Origin of the sequence: Lujinxingia vulgaris (genome assembly GCF_007997015.1) — a bacterium.
Classification (GTDB): Bacteria; Myxococcota_A; Bradymonadia; order Bradymonadales; family Bradymonadaceae; genus Lujinxingia; species Lujinxingia vulgaris.
This window is the reverse complement of sequence record NZ_VOSM01000001.1, coordinates 291,870-316,744: the sequence shown is the minus strand read 5'-3', so window position 1 is coordinate 316,744 and position 24,875 is coordinate 291,870. Positions and strand designations below refer to the sequence as shown.

Genomic DNA, 24,875 nt, shown 5'->3' with positions numbered 1-24,875 from the left:
CCTCCATGCAACCTCGCGCCTCCCAGATCGCCACGCAGGTGGCCGCCATGGCCATGAGCTTCGCCGTGGGCCTGCTTCTTGGCCCGCGGCTCTGCGCGCCGCCGCCCGCCGAGGTCGAGCCCCCTGCAGCCTGCCCCGAACCCACAACCCGCATCGTGGAGCGCTGCCCCGAGGAGCCTCCTCCCGAGGTTGAAAAAACCGCGCCCGCAAAACCCGTCAACCCCTCGCGCGCTCAGCCGATCAAACGCGATCCTCCCCTGCCGGAGAGCCCGCCACCGACCACCGCCGAAGATCGCCAGCGCCTGCTGGCCTGGGCCCGCGACCAGTCCATCTCACTTCAAGGTTGCACCCGCGACCCCGGCACCACCTACCGCCTCAGCGTGACGATCACCCTCAACGAGGATCGCGGCATCGAGGAGGTCAGCCTCAACGCCGGTCCCGATACCCTCACCGAAGGCCTGCGACGCTGCCTCGAAGCCCGCATCGCCGACTGGACCCTCCCCGACGATCTGGCGCCCGCCCACCGCCGCCTTGTCTTCGGCCTTACCCTCTAAGTCCCACCGGAGCATCCCATGCAGTACCGCATCATCCTTCTTACCCTGGCGCTGGCCATCACCCCGCTGAGCGCCTGCGGCGGGAGCGAGCACGACCACAGCCATCACGAGGACGAGGCCCACGACGACCATGAAGAAGACGTCGAAAGCGACCGCCTCACCATCACCGAGCCCGACTCTGGCGAGGTGCTGGTGGTGGCCTCCACGGGCCATCTTCACGGCGAGCTTCCCCCCGTCGCCGAAGAACAATCCCTGACGGTCGCCCTCGACTTCGCCGACTCCGAGGAGAACCCCCTCGACCTCTCCGGCAACCTGCACGCCGAGCTCCGATTCGCCGACGGCGCCCCCGAAGACATCCTCGAGCTCGGCCTCGACGATAACCTCCTCACCTTAACCTCCATCAAACGCGGCCAGACCTCCTTCCACGTGCAACTCTTCGAAGACGACACCCTCCGCTTTGAATCCCCCGCCCTCTTCGCCCGCGTGGTCACCCTTGGCGAGGAGCACGTCCACGACCACGGCGACATCTCCCGCGTCGACATCATCAACGCCGACGACGACACGCTCATCACCTCCATCGAAGGCGACGCCTACTCCGGCGACCCGCTACAGCTCAGCGCTGGCGAGTCGCTGACCGTCAAAGTCCTCTACATCGGCGAATCCGACGCGCCGATGGAGATGGGCGACCACGTCGTCCTCCCCGTCCTCGCCGACGCCTCCGCAGAAGACGTGGTGGAATGGAGCGTCGATGTCGAGACCGTCACCTTGACGGCACTGGCCCCTGGCGAGGTCCAGGTGGTTCTGGAGCTCAACTACTTCGGCATGAGCATGCACACCCCAGCCGCGCTCCCCATCGTCGTCAGCGCCGACTGAGCGCGAGCGCTCCAACACATTCATGTAACGCATCTTCTTCCAGCGCCCCTCTCGGGGGCGCTTTTTTGTTGCTCCTCGCCATGGCGAGTGTCCTGGTGCGACCACGCGCTGGTGCGACCACACAGCTCCTTTTGCAACTTCATTGCATTAACATTGCAAACGCAACCAACTTGCATTAAGAACCCAGGCAGGCGCTCTACGTGACTGCGCCGACATCATCCGAAGCGCACTACACGCGCACGTACCCGCTTACCCCTGTTGTTTTGAGGTTAGACATGAATCGCCTTCGTTTCCCCGCCTTGCTTCTGCTCATCCTGCTCTCGATGGCCGGCGTCGCCGCCTGCGGCGAAGCCGACCACGCCGAGCACGAAGACCATCGCGATGACCACGATCGTCACGACGACGCGCACACCGACACCTTCGACATCATGCTCTTCGACCCCACCACCGACGACGTGCTGGCCGACGCCCACGGTGACCACTGGGACGGCGACCTGCCCGAACTCTACGTCGGCGACGTGCTCGAAGTCGGCGTCAGCATTGCCGACGCCGAGGGCAACCCCATCGAGCTCGGCGCTGACTACACCCTCCAGGTCCTCGTCGCTCCTGAAAGCCCCGAAGGCATCGTCGGCCTGGAGGTCCACGGCGATCACATCGACATCGAAGCGCTGGCAGCTGGCGAGTCCGCCATCGTTCTGGAGCTTCACCACAATGGCGAGCTTGAGTGGACCACCCCCGCGCTGAGCCTGAGCGTCGGCGAATAACTCACCTCACCAGTCGCGTTCTTTATCCCCGATACCTCAGGGTGTCGGGGATTTTTTTATGGCTCCCCCCTTTCCAGCGCGTACACTCGTGTGCACTTCCTCTTCGCGTACTTACCCGACTGGCTCTTCTCAACCGCCGAGGCGCCTGTGAGCTGGACCTTTCTCGACATCTCCACCCTTCGCGACGTCGATCTCTTTGCCGGTGTCAGCGAGCGCGCGCTGGAGTCGCTCCTTTCCATCACCACCACCATGCGCCCCAAACCCGCCGAGCTCATCTTCCGCGAAGGCGACAAAGGCGACGCCCTCTACATCATCCTGGAGGGCGAGGTGCGTATCTCGAAAGACATCCACGGGGTTGGCGAGGAGGCGCTGGCGTTCTTAAAAGCCGGCTCTTACTTCGGCGAGATGGCGCTGCTCGATGACAAAGCCGTGCGCAGCGCCCACGCCATCGCCGGGGGCACCTGCCACCTGGGCGTGCTTCAGCGCGACGCCCTCCTGGAGCTCATGAACAAAGACCGCGACCTGGCCAACGAGATCCTCTGGAGCTTTGTGGGCACACTCTCCTCACGACTTCGGGAGAGCAACGAGAAGATCGCCTTCTTCGCCATGTCCAATATGTTCGAGTGAGCCCCGGTCGAGCGACCTTGTCGCCGGCGCGATGCAACCGTAAACTGCGGCTATCTAAGCACATACTTACTTTCCAAAGGGAGCACGCCGCATGAAAAAGTACGCCCAGTTCACCGACGAACACGACATGTTCCGCAAGGCCGTGCGTGACTTCTGCCTCAAAGAGCTCGCCCCGCACGCTGAGGAATGGGAGGCGGCCCGCGAGTTTCCCCGTGAGGTGTTTAAGAAGATGGGCGAGCTGGGCTTCATCGGCTGCCGCTACCCCGAAGAACTCGGCGGCGCCGGAGGCGACATCTGGCACACCGCCGTGCTTGCCGAAGAGCTCCCCCGCAGCGAGATGGCCGGCCTGGCGATGGCGCTGCTCGTGCAGAGCGACATGGCCACCCCCATCATTGGCGAGCTGGGTACCGACGAGCAAAAAGAAGAGTTCTTGATGCCCGCCATCCGCGGCGAAAAGATCGCCGCGCTGGGCGTCTCCGAGCCCGGCGCCGGAAGCGATGTGGCCGGCATCCGCACCACCGCAAAACGCGACGGCGACGACTACATCATCAACGGCCAGAAGACCTGGATCACCAACGGCACCCGCGCCGACTTCATCACCCTGGCGGTACGCACCGACCCCGACAACCGCTACGGCGGCGTCAGCCTGATCCTCTTCCCCACCGACACCCCGGGTTTCAGCGTCGGCAAGAAGCTCGAGAAGATCGGCAACCACAGCTCCGACACCGCCGAGCTCTTTTTCGAAGATTGCCGCGTGCCCGCCCGCTACCTGCTGGGCGATGAGGGCGCGGGCTTCTACTACATCATGCAGAACTTCCAGGGCGAACGCCTCGTCGGCGCCCTCACCGGCACCGCCGGCGCCCAGATCGTGCTCGATAAGACGATCACCTACTGCAAAGAGCGCCACGCGTTTGACCGCCCCCTGACCGGCTTCCAGGTCACCCGCCACAAACTCGTGGAGATGGAGACGCAGCTCGAAGCCTGCCGCGCGCTCACCTACCACGCCGCCCAGCTCTTTGAGCGCGGCATCCCCTGCCAGCGCGAGATCTCGATGGCCAAGATGATGGTTGGCGAGACGGCGATGAGCGTCATCGACGGCTGCCTGCAGCTCCATGGCGGCATGGGCTACGTCGAAGAGGGCCCGGTGGCCCGCGCCTGGCGCGACACTCGCCTCCTCTCCATCGGTGGCGGCACCACCGAGATCATGAAGGAGATCATCTCCAAAGTGATGGGACTCTAAGAGGGGCTGTGAGACTCTGAACCACGTCTCGGCCACGAAAAAAGCGCCTCCCCTGCGGGAGGCGCTTTTTTGCTCTGCGCTGCCTTACGTGCGCTCAGCCCTCGCGCTGCGCGCGCGCCTGGCGGTAGGTGAGCACGGGCTTACGCGCCGCGCTCGTCTCATCAAGGCGCGTGCGAAACGCGTTATGCGGCGCGCCCTTGAGCTTCTCGGGGGCCTCCAGCGCCTCGCGGTGGATGGTGCGCATCACCAGAATAAACTCGTCGAGCGTGCGCAGCGACTCGGTCTCGGTCGGCTCCACCATCAGCGCCCCCGACACGTTCAGCGGGAAGTAAGTCGTGGGCGGGTGTATCCCAAAGTCGATCATGCGCTTGGCAATATCGAGCGTGGTCGCTCCCGACGCCTTGTAGGAGCGGTCGTCAAAGACGACCTCGTGCATGCACGTGCCCGGGTAGGCCACGCTGTAGGTGTCACTGAGCTGGGTGCGCACGTAGTTGGCGTTGAGCACCGCACGCTCGCTGATCTTGGGCAGGTTGCTGCCGTACTCGCGCAGGTAGGTGTAGGCGCGCACGTACACCAGGAAGTTGCCCCAGAAGGCTTTGACCTTGCCCACCGACTGCGCGTAGCCCTCACGCACGAGCTTAAACGTCGCCTTGCCCTCGACCTCGTGACGCTCAATGCGCGGCACCGGCAAAAAGGGCGCCAGATCGTCGCTCACGCAGATCGGACCGCCGCCCGGGCCACCGCCGCCGTGCGGCGTCGAGAAGGTCTTGTGCACGTTGTAGTGCATCACGTCGATGCCGAAGTCCCCCGGGCGCGCCTGGCCCAGGATGGCGTTCATGTTGGCGCCATCCATATAGACTTTGCCGCCTCCCTCATGGACCACCTTGCATATCTCGGCGATCTCACCCTCAAAGATGCCCATGGTGTTGGGGTTGGTGATCATCAGGCCGGCGACCGTCTCATCCATCACCGCGGCGACCGCCGCCGCGCTGAGCGTCCCATCAGGACTTGAGGGCACCTCCACCACGCTGAACCCGTTAAAGGCCGCAGACGCCGGGTTGGTCCCGTGGGCGGAGTCCGGCACGATGATACGCGTGCGCTTCGTATCACCCCGCGACTCATGGTACGCGCGGATGCACATCAACCCCGTAAGCTCGCCCTGTGCGCCGGCGGCCGGCTGTAAGGAGCAATGCGGCAGGCCGGCGATCTCCGAGAGCAGCCCCTCCAGGTTCCACAGAAGCTCCAGCGCCCCCTGCGTCCACGCCTCAGGCATATAAGGATGCAGACGCGCAAAGCCCGGAAGACGCGCGGTGGCCTCGTTGATCTTCGGGTTGTACTTCATCGTGCAGGAGCCCAGCGGATAAAAACCGGTATCAATGGCGTAGTTCCACTGGCTCAGCCGGGTGTAATGGCGCACCACATCGGGCTCGGTCACCTCCGGAAGCTCCGCGTCGGCGTCGCGCAGAAGTTCGCCCAGCTCGCCGGCCACATCGACCCGCTCCACGTCCCAGTCGCTCTCGGAGAAGACAAAACCGCGACGCCCCGGCTCGCTGCGCTCAAAGATCAGCGGCTCTTCAAATTGCAGGCCGCGCGAGACGCGCTCGGCCGGAGAGATGGGCGCGTTATCGACAAAGGCATCAAGCCCCACAGGGTTTTCCATCGCTTGCTCCGTCATCAGCTCAATCTCCCTCGCATCGATGATGCGAAAGACGCCAGCGACACCCGAACCAGGCCTTACGCCTTCTGCCCGCGTGTCGCATTGCTCATAGAAGAGGCGCGGGCCTGCGCGCAAGCAACACCGACACAGCCCGCAACCTTAGCCCTGAAAACCTCAGCCCAGGCGCGCCATCACCTCATCGGCCAGCGCCTTATAATGCGCCGCCCCGCGGCTCTGCGGCGCGTGATCAAAGATCGACTCTCCGCTGAGCTGCGCGCGCGCAAGCTGGGTATTAATGCCAATGGTCTGCCCCAGCACCAGATCGCCCCAGGCCGCCTCGATGCTCTGCAGGATCTCCTGGTTGATGGTCACATTGCGGCCGTCGACCCGCGTGAGCACCACCCCAAGAATCTCGACACGGTGATGGAGTCGGTCCCGAATTGTGAGCACCGTCTCCAGAAGTTCATCCGCCCCCTGCACACTCAGCGGCGAGAGATCGGTGGGAATCAGCACCTGATCGGCCGCCAGCAGCGCGTTGAGCGTGAGGTTTCCCTTGTTGGGCGGGCAGTCCATCAAAATCACATCATAATGGGTGCGCGCGTACTCCAGCGCGTCGCGCAAAAGCAGCTCCTTTCCGATCTTCTGACTGATACGCCCCTCGGCCTCGGCCAGACCACGGTCGGCCGGCGTCAGGTCGAGGTTGGTGATCGTTGTGGAGCGACGCGCATCCAGCACATCGAGACGCTCCTCCGAGAGCAACACCTCGCTGATCGGCGTGGGCTCGGGCCCGGCGGTTGGCAGCGCCGAGCTCAAGCTCGTGGAGCAATGCCCCTGCGCATCGAGGTCAATCAGGAGCACCTTTTTGTCGTGAAAGGTGGCCAGGGCGCTGGCGAGGTTGACGGCGGTCGTCGTTTTCCCTACACCCCCCTTCACCGTCGCCACGGCAATCACCACCGCACTGCGATTCCCCCTGGGGTAACGCGACTCGTTTTTGACCAACTTTCGTAAGCCTGTCGAAATCAGATTGCGCATGATCGCCTTTGCTCGTTTTTAAGGTGAATCCGCCTGGCCGAAGCGGCGAAAAGACATCATAGAAGCGTTTGACTTACAAGGCGAAACCCGTATGGTGGACAGTCCCTTCAAGGGCAACTAGAACCCCCGCGTCACGGCCTCGCTGCTGACCTGCGTCTGCTTTTTTTGCCGCAGTGCTCTCCAGGGATGATCCCGCGCAGCTTCGCGGACGCATTGATACACCGGATTGATTCATGATGATGAACACGACTCTTCCTCAAAGTCTGGCGCTGTGTACGCGCCGTTTCTTCGCCTCCCTGGCGCTGGTTCTCTCGGTCGCGGCCTTCTCCACCGGCTGCTCCGGTGACGACGTCGCGGCCACGACCTGTGTCACCGACACCGACTGCGCGCTGGGCACCGTCTGCGGCGCCAACAGCCTGTGCATCGTCGCCGAGTGCGAGTTCTGCACCGCTGACCAGATCTGTCTGGTGACCCCGGAAAACCCCGAGGGCTCCTGCTCCGCGCCTCAGTGCTACAGCCCGGACGACTGCCCCAACGGTGAAGCGTGTGTCAACAACGTCTGCGGCGGAAGCGACAACAACGACGACGAATGCCAGAACCGCAGCGACTGCGAAGAGGGCGAGGTCTGCAACCTGGCCGGCGAATGCGTTCCCGGAAGCAGCGACGACACCTGCGAGAGCAACGCCGACTGCGACCAGGCCACCGAGTTCTGCGACCTGAGCATCAACCAATGCGCCGCCATCGTCGACTGTGACACGGTAACCTGCGAAGCTGGCGAGCGCTGTGTCGAAGGCTACGGCACCTGCCAGCCCGACTGCACCCTTGAGGGCGCCAGCTGCCAGTCTGGCGAGTACTGCGACGAGAGCACCGGCACCTGCCAGGTCAACAACTGCTCGGACATCGGTCCGGAAGACTGCACCCCGACCAACCCCATCTTCGACCCGTCATCCTGCGCCTGCGTGCAGTGCGAAAACGCCGGTGATTGCGGCGCCGGTCGCGTCTGCAACGCCGGGGTCTGTGAGCAGCAGCAAGGCTGCGCCACCCCCTGCTCCAACGACCAACCCGGCGTCTGCGGACAGTCCGGCAACGGCACCCCCTACTGCATCAACAACTGCTGCTCGGAGTGCGTGGGCGCGGCTGACTGCTCCAACGGTGAGCTCTGCATCGACGGCTTCTGCGGCCAGGCACCCGACTGCACCACCGACCCCAACGCCTGCCCGGCCGGCTACGAGTGCACCGCCAGCGGCTCCTGTGAGCTCCCCAACGCCGGTGGCTCCTGCGACCCCAACGATCCGACCTCCTGCCCCTTCCCGGGCTTCTGCGACCCGGCCACCAACACGTGCTCCGGCGGCGGTGGTGAGCTGGGCTGCGGTCTGTGCAACCCGGACTGCACCTGCGACGGCGGCCTGACCTGCGATGGCTTCTTCTGCTCGGGCTGCGAAGGTAGCTTCCTCAACCTTCAGGGTGGCTGCCCCGACGGGTCATTTTGTGGCGACAGCTTCGGACTGGGTGACTTCTGCGTGCCCAACCCCTTCTAAGTAAAACACACCACGTGCCTCTCGGGCACAGCTAGCACGCTAAAGCCCCGCCCCCTCTTCACCGAGGGCGCGGGGCTTTTTTGTACGCCCGACCTTTTTGTTCGACCTCAGACCGCACACAAGCGCGTGCACCACGCGCAGTCCGTGTGATCGGGTGTCGGGTTCTTCAGCCAGATCCACGCCGCGCAGTCCCCCCGGTGTCGCGTCGCCCCTGCCCGCTACACAAGGGTGCCGTGGCGCTCGCCATCCTCACCCCTCCCCCAACAAAAAAGCCCGCCCCTCGACATCGAAGGAGCGGGCTCTTCGTTCAGGCTCAGTTCGCGCGACTATCAGGCCGAACTCCCATCGCCGAAAAACCTGGTCAATAAACCTGATTGAAAAAATCAGGCCGGCGCGACCTCCTCGCCAACCTCCACCGCGCTGAGCTCGCGGATGAGCAGCGCGCCGCCCAGGCCCGCCACCGCAAGCTCGGCGTCGGTGGTGCGGGCACGGACCTGTCGCAATGCCGCGGGCACCACGGCCGTCTCCCCGGCCTCCAATGCGGTCGTTCCGCCCGCCCCGTCGTCGAGCAACGCCCGGCCGCTCACGCAGAAAATGACCTGCGCCGTGCTGCGATCGACCTCCCAGCTCACCCGCCGCTCGCCAGGCAGGCGCAAAGTCTCCAGGCGGTAGCCCGGCGCGTCTACGCGCAGCTCCACGCCCTCGCCAAGGGTGACAGGCTCCACGGCCACCTCCTCGGAGGGGCGCAGCCGACTGACCTTCATGGCCTCGTCGAGGTGCAGCGCGCGCAGCTTCCCGTCGAGGCCGGGGCGATTGTAGTCGTAGACCCGGTAGGTGGTGTCCGAGGGTTCCTGAACCTCCAGCAATGCCACGCCCGCGCCGATGGCGTGCACCGTGCCCGGGCTCACCCGCACAACCTGCCCGGGGCGCACCGGGGCGTGATGAAGCATCGGCTTAAGCGTCCCCTGGCGCGCCGCTTCGGCAAAGTCTTCGGGCGCGACCTCCTCGCTGAGCCCATGCACGATCGAGGCGCCGGGCTCGACGTCGAGGATCATCCAGCACTCATCTTTGGAGTTCGCCCCGGGAAGTTCTGGCAGGTCGGCATGCCCGGGATGCACCTGCACGCTGAGATCCGCCGCCGCGTCGAGCACTTTTACAAGAAGCGGAAAACGCCCGGCATCGGGCGCGGCGGTGCCCACCAGATCGCGCCCCCAGAGCTCGACCACCTCATGGAGCGTGCGGCCGGCCAGCGGACCGGAGTCGACCCGCGACTGTCCCTCGGGCAAATCCGCCACCTCCCAGCTCTCGCCATAGGATCCGGCGTCGGGAAGATCTTTTCCAAAATGGGAGGCCAACTTACGCCCGCCCCAGATCTTCTCGATCAGCAGCGGGCGCATCTTCAACATATAAGGCGTCATATCGCTCATAACATCTGCGTCGGTACGTCATCGCCGCCACCATCACCGGGCGGGGAGAGCAGGTTGTTGATCAGCTCGTCGATCAACGGATCTTCGGCGAGCTCACTCATCAGGCGGGCGCGGAGCACCTCGTCCTGGAACCCCTCCATATCGCCCTGAGCGCGGGCTGCAAGCCCTAAAAAGAGATGCGAGAGCGCGCAGATATCAAAACGCGTCGAACGCAACCCCAGGGTCACCGCACGTTTAAAGAGGTTCTCGGCATCTTCGACCTGCCCCACCCGAAAGAGAAAATTCGCAAGGCTAAAGGCTGCCTCCGAGGCGCCGCCAAAGTCGCCCGTGGCGAGCTTGGCCTGCAGGTTGCCCTGCAGCACCTGCACCGCGCCGCCCAGATAGGGCTGCGGGGGTTGCGAGGGATCGATGTCGGCGTAAAGACCGCTCAAATACTCGTAAACCTGCACGGTGGAGCCGTAGTCACCCAGCTCGGTCATCGTCTCCAACGCGCTCATGCCGCGCTCAAAGGCGTCCTGGGGCTCGTCGCGGCCGATCTGCACAATCGCGATGTAGAGGTTGGCGCGGGCCTGACCGTAGGTCGAGCCCTCCTCCTCAAACAAACGCTCCGCCTCCAGAAACGCGATCAAGGCCTGCTCCATCTCACGCTCGCCCATGGCCGTCCACCCCTGGAACATGCGCACGCTGGCCATGGAGTCGTCTTCGGTGTGGGTGCTCAGCGTGAGCATCTCATCGACGATGTGGGCGGTGAGGTCGGGATCATCCATCGCCGCCCAGTAGATGCCGGCCAGAAGTCCGATGACATCGCCCTGGCAGGCGTCGGGGCAGAGCTCCACGAGCTCATCGACGATCTCACGCACCCGACCGAAGTTGCCGACGCCGGCCAACATCTCAGCCTGCATGCTCAGCGCGGAGAGGTAGCTCGTCGCAGGGCGCTCGTCCTGTCGCGCCTGCAGGTACATCTCGGATGCGGCCAGCGCCGCCTCGGGTTGCTCCAGAAAGTCGAGCAGGCGCACGCGGGTCCCCAGGGCGTTGAGGCGCGCACGTTCGTTGCTATCGGCGCGGGCGATGGCTTCATCCTGCAAGACCAGCCAGAGCGCTTCATCAAAATATCCCATCGCGCCCCAGCGCATCGCGTACTGATCGCGCACATGCCAGCGCCAGGGGCCTCCAAGGTTGGGGTCGCGAAGCGCGTCGTGAAGGTGCATCAGCGCCTCGGTGTTCTGACCGCGGTAGATCATCAGCGCGCCCAGCACGGTCGCGCCGACCTGGCCAAATGCTTCGTTGCCAAGATCGTCAACCGGCCCCATATCCACACCGCCCTCCGGCGGTGCTGCTACCATCCCGCTGCCGAGCGCGGGGCTCAGGCCGGTGTAGTTGAGCACCAGGTGCGCATCACCCTCGCGCTCGACCACCGAGACGCCCAGGAGCATCGCCGGAAGATCGTTGGAGTTGGCCAACGAGCCCCAACGATGAAAATTCTCATCGGTGGCGTCGACCGCCGCGTCAAAAGGCTCGACGCGCACACGCGCGCCGGGCATGCGATCGATATAGGCCTGCAGGTGCGCCACGATCTTCGCGTTGAGCTCATCGCGCCCCTCCACCGGGCTGACGTAAATCACAGCCTCGGCCGGGGCTTTGCCAAAGGTCGGCTCGGCGAAGAGCACCTGATCGCCCTCTTTAATCGTGCCCGCCCAGCCGTAGTCGTGATGCCCCACGCGCAGCCGGCAGGTGCTCGTCTCGGCCTCAACCTCCACGATCATGCACACGCCCAGCAGCCGTTGGGATATCTGCCCGACGGGGGCATCTTCGGCCTCGGGGTTTCGCAGCACCAGGTACATATCACCCTGCTGCACACCCTCAATGCCGCCCAGGTTGACGCCCAGATGGGTCGGGCCGCTGTAGTCGATGGAGGTCAGCTCGCCAACGCCTTTGCCCATCGACTCGGGCTCGCCATCGGCGAGCTCCAGGGCGGGTTTGAGCGCCACAACATCGCTTTCGGGGAACATGTAGAGGGGATGCACTCGCCAGCTTTGCTCGCCAGCATCTTCGACCACCTGCCCCACAAAAAGCGCCGGCGGGGCGGTGCCCTCCAGGGGCCAGACCCCATCGTAGCGACCGTAGACGGTCTGCCCGATATCAAGCTCCTCGCCGCCCACCACATAAAGAAGACCGTCGTCACCGCGCTCAAAACGCGCCTCGTCCTGCGGATCGCCGGCCGGCGCGGTCTCAATGGCGGTATCAGGCCAGGCCACCGGCCCCTGCGGGGTTGACGCGCAGGCCGCGCTCAGCCCCAGAAGCGTGCCCAGGATCAGGAAGTTTCGTAGCCCGGACATCGCATTTTGACTGGTCATGCATCCTCCAAAAGTCACTCCAATTTTCAGCACTCATACTAAGCACAGCGGCCAAGTCTCCAGCAAGCTGCCAGAGATTCACGAAATGTGGCCTTCCGGGGAAGTTTTGCCCGCGCTCATTGCTTGTGTGTGCGCAGTTGATCCCTTTGCCGCGCTTCTTTTAGTGTGGCGCCGCTGCGAGCCCCGCTGCTCGCGGTCTTTTTTATGGTTGTTAGCCCCGCCTGCATTCCCACGCCCCTCGCCATCCCCCTCCCCGAGTAGCCGTACATGTCCCGCGACCAGAACATCAACACTTCGCCCATCGTCGATCGCGAGCAACTTCTGGACTTCTTCCGCGCCGGAGAAAAAGACCGACGCCACCGCGGCGTGGGCACCGAGCATGAGAAATTCGTGCTGCGCGCCTCCGACCAGAAGATGGCCTCCTACGAGGAGCAAGGCGGCATCGGCGATCTATTGCAGCGCCTGGTGCAAGAGCACGGCTGGGAGGCCACCGCGCTGGACCGCGGCCACCTGGTGGCGCTGGTACGCGACGGGGCGGCGATCACGCTGGAGCCCGGCGGGCAGTTCGAGCTGAGCGGAGCGATCTTTAAGACCGTCTTTGATACCGCCACCGAGATCGACACCCACTTCCGCGAAGTGAAAGCGGCCGGCGGCGACGCCCTCAAATTTGCCTGCTGGGGACTCAACCCCACCTACGACCTCGACCAGATCCCCTGGATGCCCAAGGCCCGCTACGGGATCATGCGCGATTATCTGCCCACCCGCGGCGACCTTGCCCACTGGATGATGAAGGGCACCTGCACCATCCAGGCGAACTTCGACTATGTCAGCGAAGACGACGCCGCCGACATCATTCGTACCTCCGTGCTCGCAAGCCCGGTGGTCGGCGCGCTCTTTGCCAACAGCCCGGTGCGCCTGGGCAAGCCCACCGGCAAGCAGTCCTTCCGCAACCACATCTGGACGCGCACCGACCCCGATCGCAGCGGTGTGCCGGCCTTTATGTACCGAAACGACTGGGGCTACAGCGAGTATCTGGAGTACCTGCTCGACGTCCCGATGTTCTTTGTGCGCCGCGAGGAGGGCTACATCAACCTGGCCGGCTACTCCTTCCGCGACTTCGTCGACGGCAAGCACCCCGACTACGATCCGGTGCTCGGCGACTTTGAGCTGCACGCCTCCACACTCTTCCCCGAGGTTCGCCTCAAGCAATACATCGAGGTGCGCAGCGCCGACGGCGGCCCGCGCGACTTCATCGTGGCGCTGCCCGCGTTGTGGAAAGGGCTGCTTTACCACGAGGCCAGCCGCAAAGATGTCGTCTCGCTCTTTGAGCCCTTTGATGAGGCGAACCACCGCGCGCTCTACGCCCAGGCCATCGACGGCGGCATTCACGCCGAGAGCGCCTACGGGCCGGTGCTGGAGCTCGCCCGCGAACTTGTGGCCATCGCCACGCGCGGGCTCGATGCCCTGGCCGCCGAATACGGCCATGCGAGTGAGGCGGTCTTCCTCAAGCCCCTGGTCGAGATTGTGGAGAGTCGCCGCAGCCTGGCCGACCGCTTTGCCGAGGATTTCGAGCACACCGGCGGCGACCTGGCAAAGCTGCTTGAGCGCCACGCGATCTAAAAAATTTAAATAAAATCATAAACTTACAGTGTTACTTCAACGTCCTGCCGCTCCCCGAATTCTCGGGGAGCGCCCGCACTTCTCGAGACGTTGAACGAGAGCGTTTATGATTCGCCATCTCTTGCCGGGCGTGCTCTTCGCCCTGCTGGCCGCGTTTGTGCTGCCTTTTGTCGCAGCGCGAAGCGCCGAGGCCACCCTGCCCCCCTCGCATCATTCCCATACACAGGCCACCCCGCCGCTGGCGGAGCTCGGGCAATTGGAGCTCCCCTGGGAGTGTTCGGCGGCGTTTCGGGTCACCCAGACCCACGACGTGGGAAGCCACACCGGGCTTGGCACCTGGGCCTTTGATTTCGATCTTCCGGTGGGCACTCCGGTGAGCGCGCCGGCCGATGGCGAAGTCCGGCTTGTGCGCGACGACTCCACCCGCCACGGCTGCGGTCCGGAGTTTGCCTGGGACGCCAACTACGTGGTCATCGATCTGAAAAACGGCTACGACGCGCTGCTTCTGCACCTGGACGCAGGCTCGGTCACCGTGAAACCCGGCGACAAAGTGGAGGCCGGGCAGGTGGTGGGGCGAGTGGGGGATTCGGGCTGGGTGTGCGGCACGCATCTGCATTTTCAGGTGCAGCGCAGCTGCTCGAGCTGGTGGTGCCAGTCGGTGCCGGCGGGCTTTGCGGAGCATCCGCAGCCGCAGACCGGCCAGGAGCTCAGCCGCCCGATGTGCGAGGCCCAGCCGCAGATGGCGCTGGCCGACTGATCCTGTCGGGCCGGCACACACGTCAAAGACCGACGGTCGCCTCCTGGAGCAAGCTTCAGGCTCAGAGGCGGCCGCAGCGAAGCTCGGGGGTCTCCAGCACGGCCTGGTCGTCGGTGGCTTCCAGCGCGCGGCGCACAAGCGCCGTGGCGAGCTCGACGGCATCGGTGGGGGCGTAGCGATCGTGGAGTTTGTCGGCACCCACCGCGCTCAGCCCTTTGAAGATCGCCCCGGACACCACCCCGGCGACCCGCTCCATCGGGCGGCTCTCGTCGCGGTCCGGGCCGGTGATAAGTCCGGGCCGGGCGATGATGTAGCTTAGCCCACTCGCGCGCACAGACTCCTCGGCCTTCCAGCGCGCTTTGTAGTAGGCCGACGCCGACGACGCGCTCACGCCCATCGCCGACAGATACACAAAACGCGACTCTGGCGAGCCCGCCGCGCACGCCCCGACCAGAAGATCGGTCAGACCAAAGTCGATCGCCTCATAGCCGGCGTCTTCGTCGGTCGCTTTGTCGCGAGCGCGGGTGGTGCCAATGAGGCAATACACAAGATCGGGGCGCAGCTCACTGAGCGTGGCCGTCATCGCCCCCTGCTCCCAGGCCGTGGTGTCGACCCGGGCGCCCCACCCTTCAAAGGTCTCGCGCCAGCGCTCCAGGCTCGACGAGTCGGGGCGCACATGCGCCACCACGTCGACGCCCTGCTCCGCCAGAATGCGCACGACCTGCTGACCGGTGTAGCCGGTGGCCCCGGCCACAAACGCGCTCTTTTTCGATCCTTCGTTCATGTCCACCGCGTCCAAACGAGCCTCACAGGCAAACCATAAGCCATTGAATCTATTGAATTAATAACCTACATCATCCGGAAGCTCGATCGCCCGGTCGAGCGGGAACATCCGGTCGAGCCACATCCCGCGTCGCTCGGCGTCGTCTTCGTAGATGTAGAGGTAACGCAGCATATGCTCGGTGACTTTGCGCGCGTAGTTGCGGCCCTCGTTGTACTCGAACTCCTCGATAAGCCCGGCAAAATCGCCCTCGGGGTTCTTCTCCACCCAGCGCTTGATGACGTCGGGACCGGAGTTGTAGGCGCCGGCCATCAAGACCACGCGCTGCTCAAAGACATCGAGGAGCCGGCGCATATAAAACGCACTGAAGCGAAAGCCGACCTCCGGCCGGTGGAAGGTGCGCACGTTGTAGTCGACCTGAAGCTCCTCGGCGATGCGGCGCGCGGTGGCCGGGATCATCTGCAGGGCCCCCACCGCGTCGGTGTGCGAGATCTGGCCGGGGCGGTAGCGCGACTCCTGGCGCATGATGCCCCACATCAGCTCCGGCGGAAGATCGAACTCGGCGGTGGCCGTCTCCACCACCTGGCGGTAAGCGCGCGGGTAGGCCATCACCGTCTCCAGCGCGGCGGTATCGGGAAGGCGCGGCATCGCCGAGATGGATCCACCGGTGACCTCATTCCACATCGTGTGGTAGTCGCCCACGTACTGCCCGAGCGCGTGAATCCACTCGCGCTGCTGCCCGGCGGGCACCGCAGCAAAGACGCGGCGGCGCATCGCTAAAAAGGCCTCACGCGCCCGCTCCGGCTCGCCGAAGGCCACAAACCAGCGCACTTTCTGCCAGCGCTCCCGGTCGGCGGGGCTGAGACGGCTGAGTGGAAGATCGTCGATGTCGACCCGCGGGCTGTCATCGGCCTTGCCCGCGCCTTCGGGCCACCACACTTTTGAGGCGGTGGGGTCGTTGCCCTCAATCATTGCGCGGAGCTGCTCGCCAAGCATCCCGTAGTAGGTCACCGGGTAGCGCTGGCGCAGGCGATCGAGGCGGGCGATGGCCTCCTCACGCTCCTCGAGCTGCAGGTGGGCGTAGGCCTGCCAGTAGAGCGCCTTGCCCTCGACGAGCATGTTTCCGTAGCGGTGCAGGCGCTCGTAGACCTCGATGGCTTTTTGCCACTCCTGCTGGCGCATATGCGCCCAGGCCCAGAACCCGATGACCAGCGAGGAGCGCGCGGTGCGGTAGCCGCGTTTGTCGATGTACTGCTCAAAACCCTTGATGGCCCGCTCATTCTCGCGGTGATCGTAGGGGAGCCAGCCGCGGTAATAATCCACCGCTTCCGACCAGGTGCCGCGGGGGTAGCGGGCCTGGTAGCCTTCCAGGGTGTCGAGGGCGTCGTCGTAGCGCTCCTGGCGCATCTGGGCGCGGGCGTACTGGTAATGTGCGGCTTCAGCGAAGCGTGTGCGTCCGGCGGCGAGCTCGCCGTAGAGTTCTTCGGCGAGTACGGGATCGTCGCGGAGGCGGTTGAGCGCAATGTCGGCCAGGTGCCAGCGCACGGTGGCGGCGTGTTCGTCGTGATCGGCAAAAGGTTCAAGCGCGGTGCGGGCCTCCGCGTAATCCCAGGCCTCATAGAGGGCCAGACCGCGGCGCACTTTAGCAGCGTCATCAAGCTCGTTGACGCTCACACTTAAGCCCGGGCGGCGCGTGGCATCTTCGGCCGGATAGCGCGTCAGGAGCGCGCGCGCGTAAGAGCTTGCCGCCTCACCCTGGCCTGCGGCCAGGGCCAAATCATGGCGCAGCCGGGCGCGGCGCGCGGCCAGATGCCGCGAATCCGCGCGTCGCCCTTCGGGCTCCGCTCTTCCTAAGTCGTCGAGCTGCGCTCGAGCCTGGTCCTCACGGCCCAGGAGCACCAACAGCTCGGCCCGGTCCATGCCCGCCGCAAAACGATCGGTGCCGTCCTGCGAGTTATCAAAGAGCCAGGCCAGCGCTTCGACCGCCACATCGAGTCGGCCCGCAGCGATGGCGGCGTCTGCCACCAGGTGCTGGCGAAGCTCCTCCACCGGCCCAAAACTCGGGGCGTCTTCAAGCTCCTCAAGCACCCGGGCGGGCTCGGTCTCGATCTCGGCGCGCCAGCGTTGGTAGTCCGCCACAAGCTCGGCCGGCGGCTCGTCTTGCGCCATCACCGGCGCGGCAAAAACCACGCCGCAAACAACGAGGGCCAGCCCGATCAACCTGGCAAAACGCCCGGGCTGCGAGCGTTGTGCGACGCGCGATTTTTGCAGATTCGCTGTGATGTGCTCATTCAAAGCCAACATCCTTATGCTTCGATTCTCCCCGACCCACGCTCTGCCCCTTAAAACAAAGCGCAGTGAATAACGTCACCGAGCGCCGGGCGTCCACACCCCTGCGGCCAGACGCAGTGAGGCCGCGCACCCCTGCTGCGCGGCCTCTTTAACACGCTCTACGCGCGATTATTTGGGCTTACCCGACCCGGAGTTTTTGGAGTTTTTGGAACTCTTAGACTTCGCAAACTTCGACGAGCTCCCCGAGCCCTTGCCACCCGACTTCGACCTGCCGGATTTCGAAGACTTTGAGGACTTCTGTGAGCGTCCCGAAGAGGCGCGGCGGGCTTTGCCCTGGCCCTTCGCTCCGGCTTTGGAGCCCTTGCGAGCACCGCCTTTGGAGGCGCGTTTATGCTCCTTCATCCGCTCCTCCGGGGCGCTGACCTCGGCGTCGCGGCGAGAGCGCCGGCGGTTCTCCTCGACGGTGGTGGGTGGAACCACCGAGTGGGTGGTCTTCCAGGGAAGATCGTCGGCGTCGTGCTCGCTCGTGCCGAGCACCTCCTCCAGGTCGAGCTCTTCTTTGCGGTCGTCCGAAAGATATTCGTCGAGGAAGGCGCGCCGAAAACTCTCAAAGCGCCCCTCTTCGATGGCCTGACGCATCGCCCGCATCAGATCCTGGTAAAAGGTGATGTTGTGCAGGGTGGCCAGCACCGAGCCCAGGATCTCTTTGGAGTTGATCAGGTGGTTGACGTAGGCGCGGCTGAAGTTGCGGCAGGCGTAGCAGTTGCAGTTGGTATCCAGCGGGAACTTATCGGCCTTGTAGCGCCCCTTGGTCACCCGGTAGCGCCCGTGACGCGTAAAGATGATGCCCGAGCGCGCCAGGCGGCTGGGAAGCACGCAGTCAAACATATCGACGCCGCGGGCCACCGCCTCCACCAGATCTTCGGGGTAGCCCACGCCCATCAGGTAGCGCGGTTTTTCGGCCGGCATAAAGGGCTCTGTCTGATCGATGGTGTCCATCATCAGCTGGTGGCCCTCCCCCACCGAGAGCCCGCCGATGGCGTAGCCGGGCAGGTCCTGCGAGCAGATAAGCTCCACCGAAAGACGGCGCAGGTTGGGGAAGGTCGAGCCCTGCACAATCCCGAAGAGCGCCTGGTCGGTGCGGGTGTGCGCCTTGCGGCAGCGCTCCAGCCAGCGCGAGGTGCGGTACACCGCCTCCTCGGCCAGCTGGTAGGGAGCGGGGTGAGCGACCACATGGTCAAAAGCCATGATGATGTCGGCTCCGAGCGCCTCCTGAATCTGCATGCTGCGTTCGGGCGTCAGCTGAATGGCTTTGCCGCCTTTTTTGAACGCAAAGGTTACGCCCTCTTCCTCGATCTCGAGCTTGGGCAGCGAGAAGACCTGGAAGCCGCCGGAGTCGGTGAGAATGGGCGCATCCCAGCCCATCATGCCGTGAAGACCGCCGAGCTTCTTGACGATCTTTCCACCCGGCGCGATGTTGAGGTGGTAGGTATTTCCCAGACAAATCTCGGCGCCGGTCTCCCGAAGATCGCGGGGCGTCATGCCCTTGACCGTGCCGCGCGTGCCCACGGGCATAAACGCCGGCGTCTCGAAGCTTCCGTGGGTCACGGTCACTCGCCCCCGGCGCGCGCGCCCGTCGGTGCATTTAAGTTCAAAACTGAGCGCCTGCGAGGGCGCGCCTTCCTGCGTGGTATCGGTCATAAGATCTTTATCGTGGGTAAGTCGGTCGGTGAGTCCATCCGGGTGCTCATCGCGCGAATCAAGGTGCGCTGCCCGGGGCGCGGCCAAAATGCCTCAGCGCGGCGGTGAAACGCAACCGCCGCGCCAACTTCCTCGTTGTGTCGTCAAGGTGAAAGCTATGTTGATCGCGGTCGGGCTTGTGCTTGTGGGGTTTGTGGTGCTGATGCTCGGCGCCGAGGTGCTCGTGCGCGGAGCCTCGGGCTTGGCGCTGGCGATGGGGATCACTCCCCTGGTGGTGGGGCTGACCGTGGTGGCGCTGGGCACCAGCGCCCCGGAGATCGCGGTGAGTGTGGGCGCAGCGCTCGGCGGCACAGGCGATCTGGCGCTCGGCAACGTCATCGGATCCAACATCTTCAACGTACTCTTTATCCTGGGGCTCTCGGCGATCATCACGCCCCTGGTGGTGCACAACGCGATTGTGCGCCGCGACGTGCCGGTGATGATCGCCGCCTCGGCGCTGGTGTGGTGGATGGCCCGCGACGGCGTCCTTGTGCGCATGGAGGCCGTCGCGCTCTGCGGCGGGCTTGTCGCCTACATCGTCGCACTGCTCCTGGAAGCCCGCGCCAATCCTGAACCTCTCGATGCCGCGCTCGTCGAGGCGGCCGCCGAACACGCGGCATCCGAAGGATCCACGTCGCCCGAAGATCCGGTTGGTGGCGCCACCTGGAAAGCGCGTCTTTTACAGGTAGCGATGATCCCGGCCGGCGTGGGATTGCTTGTTCTGGGAGCGGGTTGGCTTGTCGACGGAGCAAAAACCATCGCGCTGGGATTGGGAGTGAGTGAGCTTGTGGTCGGGCTGACTTTGGTGGCCGCCGGCACCTCATTGCCAGAAGTCGCCACCTCGGTGCTCGCCGGGCTGCGCGGCCAGCGCGACCTGGCCGTGGGCAACGTCATCGGCTCCAACATCTTTAACCTGCTCGCGGTGCTGGGTGCGGCCGGGGTGGTAAGCCCGCAGGGCTTAAGTGTGGCGGCGGCCTCCCTGGCCTTCGACCTGCCCTTGATGGTGGCCGTGGCGGTGGCCTGCCTGCCGATCGTCTTCACCTCGAAGCGCGTCGATCGCTGGGAGGGGGTGGTGTTTATGGCCTTCTACCTGGCCTTTGTGCTCTATGTGGTCTTCACAGCCACCGAGCAGTCTTATGCCGCCGACTTCAAAGTTGCCGCCTTTGGCTTTATCGGGCCGCTGGTGCTGCTGACGCTCGGCGTGCTGGGGCTGCGCGAGTGGCGCTTTATGAAACGACGCGCGGAAGCCGAGCAGGCCAGCGCTTCCGCAGACTGATCATTGAGCGGCCGGCCCAGGACATAAAAAAGCCGACCGGGAAAACCCGGTCGGCTTTTTTGTTGGAAGAGCATCGGACACCCTTCAGGCATCCGACACGCTGCCACCTTACTCGGCGGCTTCTTCCACAGCTTCCTCAGCGCCTTCGGCGGCCTCTTCGGCACCTTCGGCGACTTCTTCAGCAGCTTCTTCGGTCTCAGCCGCAGCTTCTTCGGTCGCCTCTTCGGCGGCCTCAGCGGTCTCTTCGACGGCTTCGGCAGCTTCTTCGGCCGGAGCGGCTTCTTCGGCCGGAGCGGGCTCTTCACAGGCGGTGAAAGCGAACATTGCGATGAACATCAGGGCAACAAGACGGAACATGTGCGACCTCTTCTTTCTTTTCTTTTTACGACTCTGCGATCTCGTCTTCACAGCACCTGCTGTAAAAACGCCTACTTCTCGGGAATAAGCTGAATGACGCAAGCTGTCAAGAAAACCTCCCGACGGGTGGCGGCACCTCTCTGGTCCTGCGCGCCCCCCCCCGGACGACGATTAGTTGGGAGGTGGCATCATCGGCCCGGCCTCTCCGTCACGGGGCTACAATGAGCATCGCCAAGATCGCGCGCGGCGTGCATACTGTCGGCTCAGGTCCCCCACCTGCGAAGCGACCTCTTTTTTCAGGGAACCCGCCGTGATCATCGGCAACTACAGAATCGGCCGCGTCCTGGCACGCGGAGGCATGGCGACGGTCTACCGCGGGGTCTACCGGCCCACGGGCATGCCGGTAGCCATCAAGGTGCTCAGCGAAGAGAGCGCCCGCGACGAGGTGCTCGTCTACCGCATGCACCAGGAAGCGCGCATTCAGAACATGCTCGGGCGCCAGCATCCGGGCATTGTGACCTGTTATGAGCCGCTGGTGGTCAAGGGCCGCCCGGCCATGGTGCTGGAGTTTGTGCCCGGCCGCGCCATCGCCGACATCCTCGATGAGGAGGTCGAGGTGGTCGATCCGCTGGTGGCCATCGACATCGCCATTCAGGCCCTCGATGCTCTGGCCTACGCCCACCATCACGGGGTGGTGCATCGCGACATCAAGAGCGAAAACATCATGGTCACCCCCGAGGGTCGCGTAAAAATCGCCGACTTCGGGGTGGCACGTGCCGAAGTGGGCAGCAAAAACGCCCGCGTGACCGAGTCGCGCGACCTGGTGGGCACCATGGTCTATATGGCGCCGGAGCAGCTCACCAGCCCGCGCACCGTCGACCACCGCGCCGACCTCTACAGCCTGGGCGTCACCCTCTACGAGATGATCACTGGCGAGGTGCCCTTTGATGGCGATGAGGGCTACCCGCTGATGAAGCGCATTGAGCAGGAGCAGCCCGCCGATCCGCGCACCCTGCGCGACGATCTTCCCGACTGCCTGGTTGAGGTGGTGATGCGCTCGCTCTTTAAAGAGCCCGACGAGCGCTATTACTCGGCCGGCGAGATGGAGGCCGCGCTGAGCCGCTGCCGGGTGGCGATCTTGCGCGATCGCGCCGAAGACGCCGGTCCCGCCGCAGCGAGCCGCTCCCGCGGCGGCGATCCGCGCTGCTTTGAACCCACGGAGCCCTCGCCGCTGCCGGAGCCGCGCGCCTTTGGCTATCTTGAAGATCTCTCCGGGAGACTTGTTCCCGGGCGCATTCTTCTGCGCCGCGCCGGGCTGAAGATTGGCCGGCACCCGGGGCGCTGCGACGTGGTGATCCCCGACGACGCGGTAGCTCCGGAGCATGTGATGATCCTGCCGCTGGAGATTGGCGAGGTGCTGCTCATCGATCTTCTCAGCCCGACGGGCACCCGTGTTGACGATCGGGAGATCGCGCGCCACGTGCTGCGCAACGATGAGGTGTTCACGCTGGCCGAGCGTTGGCCTTTTCGCTTCCGGGTTAACACACGCAGCTGAGCGTGGTTTTTCTACGCACGTTGCAGGTTGTAGCGCGGGGAGGATGCGTGGTTGTCGCCCCCGGCTGCGGCCACTATACTCAAGGGGCTTGCGCTTGATGTGAGGCGCCTGTTGAGCTTCACGTGGATCGGCTTTGGGCCGAGAGTTTGAGGAGAGAGACCGTGGCGAATCAAAAGTGGGCCAGCGACGACGACGCCGGCGATCTGCTCGCAGGGATTTTAGATGAGACGGCCACCGAGGCCGAGCTCGAGCAGCAACGCATCGCCGCCGAGATGGCCGCGCGCGAAGAGGAAGAGCGCCGCCGCAAAGAAGAAGAAGATGCGCGCCGGCGCGCCGAGGCCGAGGCCCGACTCTCCGCCGAGAAGAGCCGCCTGGAAGAAGTTGAGAAGCGCCGCACCCAGAAGATCGAGGCGCTGCGCATCGAAGAGCTCAAAGAGAGCGGGCAGTGGGAGCCGCCCGAAGAGCTCAAGAAAGAAGCCCCTCCTGAGGCCGCCGCGCAGCCGCCGGTGGCCCAGGCCGCCGCTGTGGCGCAGCCTGCTCAGGTGCAGGCCACGCAGCCCGAGGGGGCCGCTCCGGCCAAGTCCAACAGCACTCAGCTCATGGTGCTCGCGGCGCTGGTCGTCGCGGTGATTGGCGCGGGTGTGGTGGCCTTTTTGCTGATGCCGGCCGGCTACCAGGTCGATAACACCACCTACCCCAAGGCCGTCTACAGCCCCTCGGAGACCCAGGTCAGCGTGGTGGAGCTGGGCTTTAACCCCATCCCCGAAGCCGAGCCGGAGCCGGAGCCCGAACCCGCCGCGCGCCGCAGCTCCTCGCGACGCAGCTCCGCATCGAGCTCGTCCTCCAGTCGCTCGCGTCCGGCCCGCTCCACCACCAAGAAGACCGAGAAGAAGAAAAAGCTCGACATCGATCTGGACTTCGATCCCTTCGGCGGTGGTTTCTAAGCAGGCAAGTTGATGGCGACACACCCCGCCAACGAGGCACCGCTCTCAGCGCCCGTCGAGCTGCAAAACCGGCATCGGCGGGCGCTGACGCGTTTGTACGACACGCGTGTGGAGGCCAACCTCTTTCAGCTCTGCTGGCTGGAGAGTCACGGGGTTGAGGCGCATGCCCGCGGCCAGTTCACCTTCTGGGGACTCTTCGACGCCGAGCGAGAGTTACAGGCCGCCGCCCTCGATCTGGCCGGGCGGCTGGTGATGGTGGAAGCTCACGATCCCTCGCGATGCAGTGAGTTCGGCGCGTTCTTTCTGCGCCGGGGCACCTACTTTCAGCACATCGTCTCTCGCCGCGCCTGCGCGGAAGCGTTCTGGAGGACGTACAGCGCGGAGTCGAGCGTTCAGGCGCGTCTGATTCAGCACCAGCAGCTCTATGTGCTCACACCGGCCGAGCTGGCCGGTGGCGGCGAGCCCTCCGGCCTGCGTCGCGCTCGCCAGGATGAGCTTGAGGCGATCTTTCTGGCAAGCGCGCGCATGCACCGCGAGGAGACGCTCGAAGATCCCCTGGAGCGCGACCCGGAGGGCTTTCGCAGGCATGTGCGCTACCGCATTGAGAACGGTCGCACCTTCAGCTGGTTTGACGATCGTCGCCTGCTTTTTAAGGCCGACATCTCCACCCGGGGCTCACTCGGCGCGCAGATCTCGGGGGTGTACACCGACCCCTTGCACCGCAATCAGGGCATCGCCACCCGGGCGATGCGCGACCTCTGCGCCCTGCTCTTCGCCCAGGGACTTCCGCGTATCACCCTCTACGTCAACGAGAGCAATGAGGCGGCCTGCCGGGTTTACCGGCGCGTGGGGTTTCGGTATTGCGAGCCCTACCAGACGGTATTTATTGCCGATTGAAGCGCGCTGGCAGGCCCGCTAGGGTGTGCCGCGACGCGTTTGCTTCTCTCAGGATACACCCTCTATGACGATCGAACCCCTCGACATCTCCACCGAACTTGAGCTGGCTCAACCGGCCTCGGAGCGATGGCGCGCGCGTGGCGCGCGGCTGCTCACCTTTGGGGTCGTGGGCTTGAGCGGGGTCGGCGTCAACCTGTTGGTCTTCAAGCTCTTTTTTCACCTGCTGGTTCCGGCCACGCTCAGCGAGGATCTGCGCTTTGTGCTGGCGAACCTGGCCGGCGTGATCGTGAGCATCTTCACGAACTTTGTGCTCAACGACCGCTTCACCTGGGGTGATCGCGTCAAAGGCGACCGCCGCGACTGGTACCGCCGCCTGACCCGCTATTACGTGGCGGCCTCCGGGGCGGGCGCGGTGCAGATGATCACGGCCTGGGCCAGCCTGCCTTTGTGGGTGATGCTGGGCTGGCAGATCGCCGGCTACAAGCTCGCGCCCACCCTGGGTGTGCTCACCGGCATCGGGTGCGGGATGGCCCTGAACTTCTTAGCCAGTCACTTCTGGGCGTTTCGCGACGCAGACACGCCGAGCTAAA

At 64.8% G+C, this 24,875-nt stretch carries 21 protein-coding genes; 13 read left to right on the top strand and 8 right to left on the bottom strand.

The annotated features are described in order from the left end of the window. Positions 1-5: 5 nt before the first annotated feature. The 5 genes from FRC98_RS01290 (at position 6) to FRC98_RS01270 (ending at position 4,058) form a co-directional block, all read left to right on the top strand. Complete coding sequence (locus tag FRC98_RS01290; protein ID WP_146979503.1) at positions 6-554, top strand: hypothetical protein; 549 nt, start codon at positions 6-8, stop codon at positions 552-554. An 18-nt stretch (positions 555-572) separates the two neighbouring features. Further along, the gene (locus tag FRC98_RS01285; protein WP_146979502.1) at positions 573-1,427 is read left to right on the top strand and encodes a hypothetical protein; all 855 of its coding nucleotides are present in this window, start codon (positions 573-575) and stop codon (positions 1,425-1,427) included. 275 nt (positions 1,428-1,702) lie between these two features. Beyond that, positions 1,703-2,191, top strand: coding sequence for a hypothetical protein (locus FRC98_RS01280; RefSeq protein ID WP_146979501.1), 489 nt, complete (start codon positions 1,703-1,705; stop codon positions 2,189-2,191). 147 nt (positions 2,192-2,338) lie between these two features. After that, entirely contained in the window at positions 2,339-2,818 is a 480-nt protein-coding gene (locus tag FRC98_RS01275; protein WP_146979500.1) for a cyclic nucleotide-binding domain-containing protein, read from the top strand. 91 nt (positions 2,819-2,909) lie between these two features. After that, positions 2,910-4,058 carry an acyl-CoA dehydrogenase family protein gene (locus FRC98_RS01270; protein WP_146979499.1) on the top strand — a complete coding sequence of 383 codons (1,149 nt, stop codon included), beginning with the start codon at positions 2,910-2,912 and terminating at the stop codon, positions 4,056-4,058. A 94-nt stretch (positions 4,059-4,152) separates the two neighbouring features. Here FRC98_RS01270 and gcvPB read toward each other — a convergent pair whose 3' ends face one another. After that, complete coding sequence (gene gcvPB / locus FRC98_RS01265) at positions 4,153-5,718, bottom strand: aminomethyl-transferring glycine dehydrogenase subunit GcvPB (RefSeq protein WP_146979498.1); 1,566 nt, start codon at positions 5,716-5,718, stop codon at positions 4,153-4,155. A 171-nt stretch (positions 5,719-5,889) separates the two neighbouring features. Continuing rightward, entirely contained in the window at positions 5,890-6,657 is a 768-nt protein-coding gene (locus tag FRC98_RS01260; protein WP_230467155.1) for a ParA family protein, read from the bottom strand. 323 nt (positions 6,658-6,980) lie between these two features. On the opposite strand from FRC98_RS01260, the gene FRC98_RS01255 reads away from it, so the two are divergent. Then, complete coding sequence (locus tag FRC98_RS01255) at positions 6,981-8,285, top strand: hypothetical protein (protein ID WP_146979496.1); 1,305 nt, start codon at positions 6,981-6,983, stop codon at positions 8,283-8,285. Between the two features lie 383 nt (positions 8,286-8,668). On the opposite strand, the gene FRC98_RS01250 is transcribed toward FRC98_RS01255, so the two are convergent. Together FRC98_RS01250 and FRC98_RS01245 are read right to left on the bottom strand one after the other, a co-directional pair. Beyond that, positions 8,669-9,712 (bottom strand): type I phosphomannose isomerase catalytic subunit, encoded by a 1,044-nt coding sequence (locus tag FRC98_RS01250; RefSeq protein ID WP_146979495.1) that lies wholly within the window; start codon positions 9,710-9,712, stop codon positions 8,669-8,671. Next, positions 9,709-12,066, bottom strand: a complete 2,358-nt coding sequence (locus FRC98_RS01245) for a hypothetical protein (protein WP_146979494.1) — start codon at positions 12,064-12,066, stop codon at positions 9,709-9,711. Before FRC98_RS01245 ends, FRC98_RS01250 begins: the two co-directional genes overlap by 4 nt. A 267-nt stretch (positions 12,067-12,333) precedes the next feature. Here FRC98_RS01245 and FRC98_RS01240 point away from each other — a divergent pair, with 267 nt between their 5' ends. Together FRC98_RS01240 and FRC98_RS01235 are read left to right on the top strand one after the other, a co-directional pair. Next, entirely contained in the window at positions 12,334-13,686 is a 1,353-nt protein-coding gene (locus FRC98_RS01240) for a glutamate--cysteine ligase (RefSeq protein WP_146979493.1), read from the top strand. Positions 13,687-13,792: 106 nt separating this feature from the next. Next, a complete protein-coding gene (locus tag FRC98_RS01235) occupies positions 13,793-14,443 on the top strand; it encodes a M23 family metallopeptidase (protein ID WP_146979492.1) in 651 nt (216 codons plus the stop codon). Positions 14,444-14,504: 61 nt separating this feature from the next. Here FRC98_RS01235 and FRC98_RS01230 read toward each other — a convergent pair whose 3' ends face one another. The 3 genes from FRC98_RS01230 to tgt form a co-directional block, all read right to left on the bottom strand. Beyond that, entirely contained in the window at positions 14,505-15,227 is a 723-nt protein-coding gene (locus FRC98_RS01230) for an NAD(P)H-binding protein (protein WP_146979491.1), read from the bottom strand. A gap of 57 nt (positions 15,228-15,284) precedes the next feature. Then, on the bottom strand, positions 15,285-17,519 hold the full coding sequence (locus FRC98_RS01225; RefSeq protein WP_230467154.1) for a transglycosylase SLT domain-containing protein: 2,235 nt from the start codon (positions 17,517-17,519) through the stop codon (positions 15,285-15,287). 165 nt (positions 17,520-17,684) lie between these two features. Continuing rightward, a complete protein-coding gene (gene tgt, locus FRC98_RS01220) occupies positions 17,685-19,217 on the bottom strand; it encodes a tRNA guanosine(34) transglycosylase Tgt (RefSeq protein ID WP_146979489.1) in 1,533 nt (510 codons plus the stop codon). A gap of 157 nt (positions 19,218-19,374) precedes the next feature. Here tgt and FRC98_RS01215 point away from each other — a divergent pair, with 157 nt between their 5' ends. After that, the gene (locus tag FRC98_RS01215; RefSeq protein ID WP_146979488.1) at positions 19,375-20,532 is read left to right on the top strand and encodes a calcium/sodium antiporter; all 1,158 of its coding nucleotides are present in this window, start codon (positions 19,375-19,377) and stop codon (positions 20,530-20,532) included. 108 nt (positions 20,533-20,640) lie between these two features. On the opposite strand, the gene FRC98_RS01210 is transcribed toward FRC98_RS01215, so the two are convergent. Continuing rightward, complete coding sequence (locus FRC98_RS01210; RefSeq protein WP_146979487.1) at positions 20,641-20,889, bottom strand: hypothetical protein; 249 nt, start codon at positions 20,887-20,889, stop codon at positions 20,641-20,643. A 310-nt stretch (positions 20,890-21,199) separates the two neighbouring features. On the opposite strand from FRC98_RS01210, the gene FRC98_RS01205 reads away from it, so the two are divergent. The 4 genes from FRC98_RS01205 to FRC98_RS01190 all read left to right on the top strand — a co-directional run bounded on the left by FRC98_RS01205 (position 21,200) and on the right by FRC98_RS01190 (position 24,874). Next, on the top strand, positions 21,200-22,444 hold the full coding sequence (locus FRC98_RS01205; protein ID WP_283809630.1) for a serine/threonine protein kinase: 1,245 nt from the start codon (positions 21,200-21,202) through the stop codon (positions 22,442-22,444). A 161-nt stretch (positions 22,445-22,605) separates the two neighbouring features. Next, complete coding sequence (locus FRC98_RS01200) at positions 22,606-23,388, top strand: hypothetical protein (protein WP_146979485.1); 783 nt, start codon at positions 22,606-22,608, stop codon at positions 23,386-23,388. Positions 23,389-23,400: 12 nt separating this feature from the next. Further along, complete coding sequence (locus FRC98_RS01195; protein WP_146979484.1) at positions 23,401-24,285, top strand: GNAT family N-acetyltransferase; 885 nt, start codon at positions 23,401-23,403, stop codon at positions 24,283-24,285. 64 nt (positions 24,286-24,349) lie between these two features. Further along, positions 24,350-24,874 (top strand): GtrA family protein, encoded by a 525-nt coding sequence (locus FRC98_RS01190; RefSeq protein ID WP_146979483.1) that lies wholly within the window; start codon positions 24,350-24,352, stop codon positions 24,872-24,874. The last annotated feature ends 1 nt before the right edge of the window (position 24,875 follow it).

Coding starts and splice junctions, on each gene's coding strand:
- FRC98_RS01290 (WP_146979503.1), top strand. CDS start 6: ATGCAACCTCGCGCCTCCCAGATCGCCACGCAGGTGGCCGCCATGGCC.
- FRC98_RS01285 (WP_146979502.1), top strand. CDS start 573: ATGCAGTACCGCATCATCCTTCTTACCCTGGCGCTGGCCATCACCCCG.
- FRC98_RS01280 (WP_146979501.1), top strand. CDS start 1,703: ATGAATCGCCTTCGTTTCCCCGCCTTGCTTCTGCTCATCCTGCTCTCG.
- FRC98_RS01270 (WP_146979499.1), top strand. CDS start 2,910: ATGAAAAAGTACGCCCAGTTCACCGACGAACACGACATGTTCCGCAAG.
- gcvPB (WP_146979498.1), bottom strand. CDS start 5,718: ATGGAAAACCCTGTGGGGCTTGATGCCTTTGTCGATAACGCGCCCATC.
- FRC98_RS01255 (WP_146979496.1), top strand. CDS start 6,981: ATGATGATGAACACGACTCTTCCTCAAAGTCTGGCGCTGTGTACGCGC.
- FRC98_RS01250 (WP_146979495.1), bottom strand. CDS start 9,712: ATGAGCGATATGACGCCTTATATGTTGAAGATGCGCCCGCTGCTGATC.
- FRC98_RS01245 (WP_146979494.1), bottom strand. CDS start 12,066: ATGACCAGTCAAAATGCGATGTCCGGGCTACGAAACTTCCTGATCCTG.
- FRC98_RS01240 (WP_146979493.1), top strand. CDS start 12,334: ATGTCCCGCGACCAGAACATCAACACTTCGCCCATCGTCGATCGCGAG.
- FRC98_RS01235 (WP_146979492.1), top strand. CDS start 13,793: ATGATTCGCCATCTCTTGCCGGGCGTGCTCTTCGCCCTGCTGGCCGCG.
- FRC98_RS01230 (WP_146979491.1), bottom strand. CDS start 15,227: ATGAACGAAGGATCGAAAAAGAGCGCGTTTGTGGCCGGGGCCACCGGC.
- tgt (WP_146979489.1), bottom strand. CDS start 19,217: ATGACCGATACCACGCAGGAAGGCGCGCCCTCGCAGGCGCTCAGTTTT.
- FRC98_RS01215 (WP_146979488.1), top strand. CDS start 19,375: ATGTTGATCGCGGTCGGGCTTGTGCTTGTGGGGTTTGTGGTGCTGATG.
- FRC98_RS01210 (WP_146979487.1), bottom strand. CDS start 20,889: ATGTTCCGTCTTGTTGCCCTGATGTTCATCGCAATGTTCGCTTTCACC.
- FRC98_RS01195 (WP_146979484.1), top strand. CDS start 23,401: ATGGCGACACACCCCGCCAACGAGGCACCGCTCTCAGCGCCCGTCGAG.
- FRC98_RS01190 (WP_146979483.1), top strand. CDS start 24,350: ATGACGATCGAACCCCTCGACATCTCCACCGAACTTGAGCTGGCTCAA.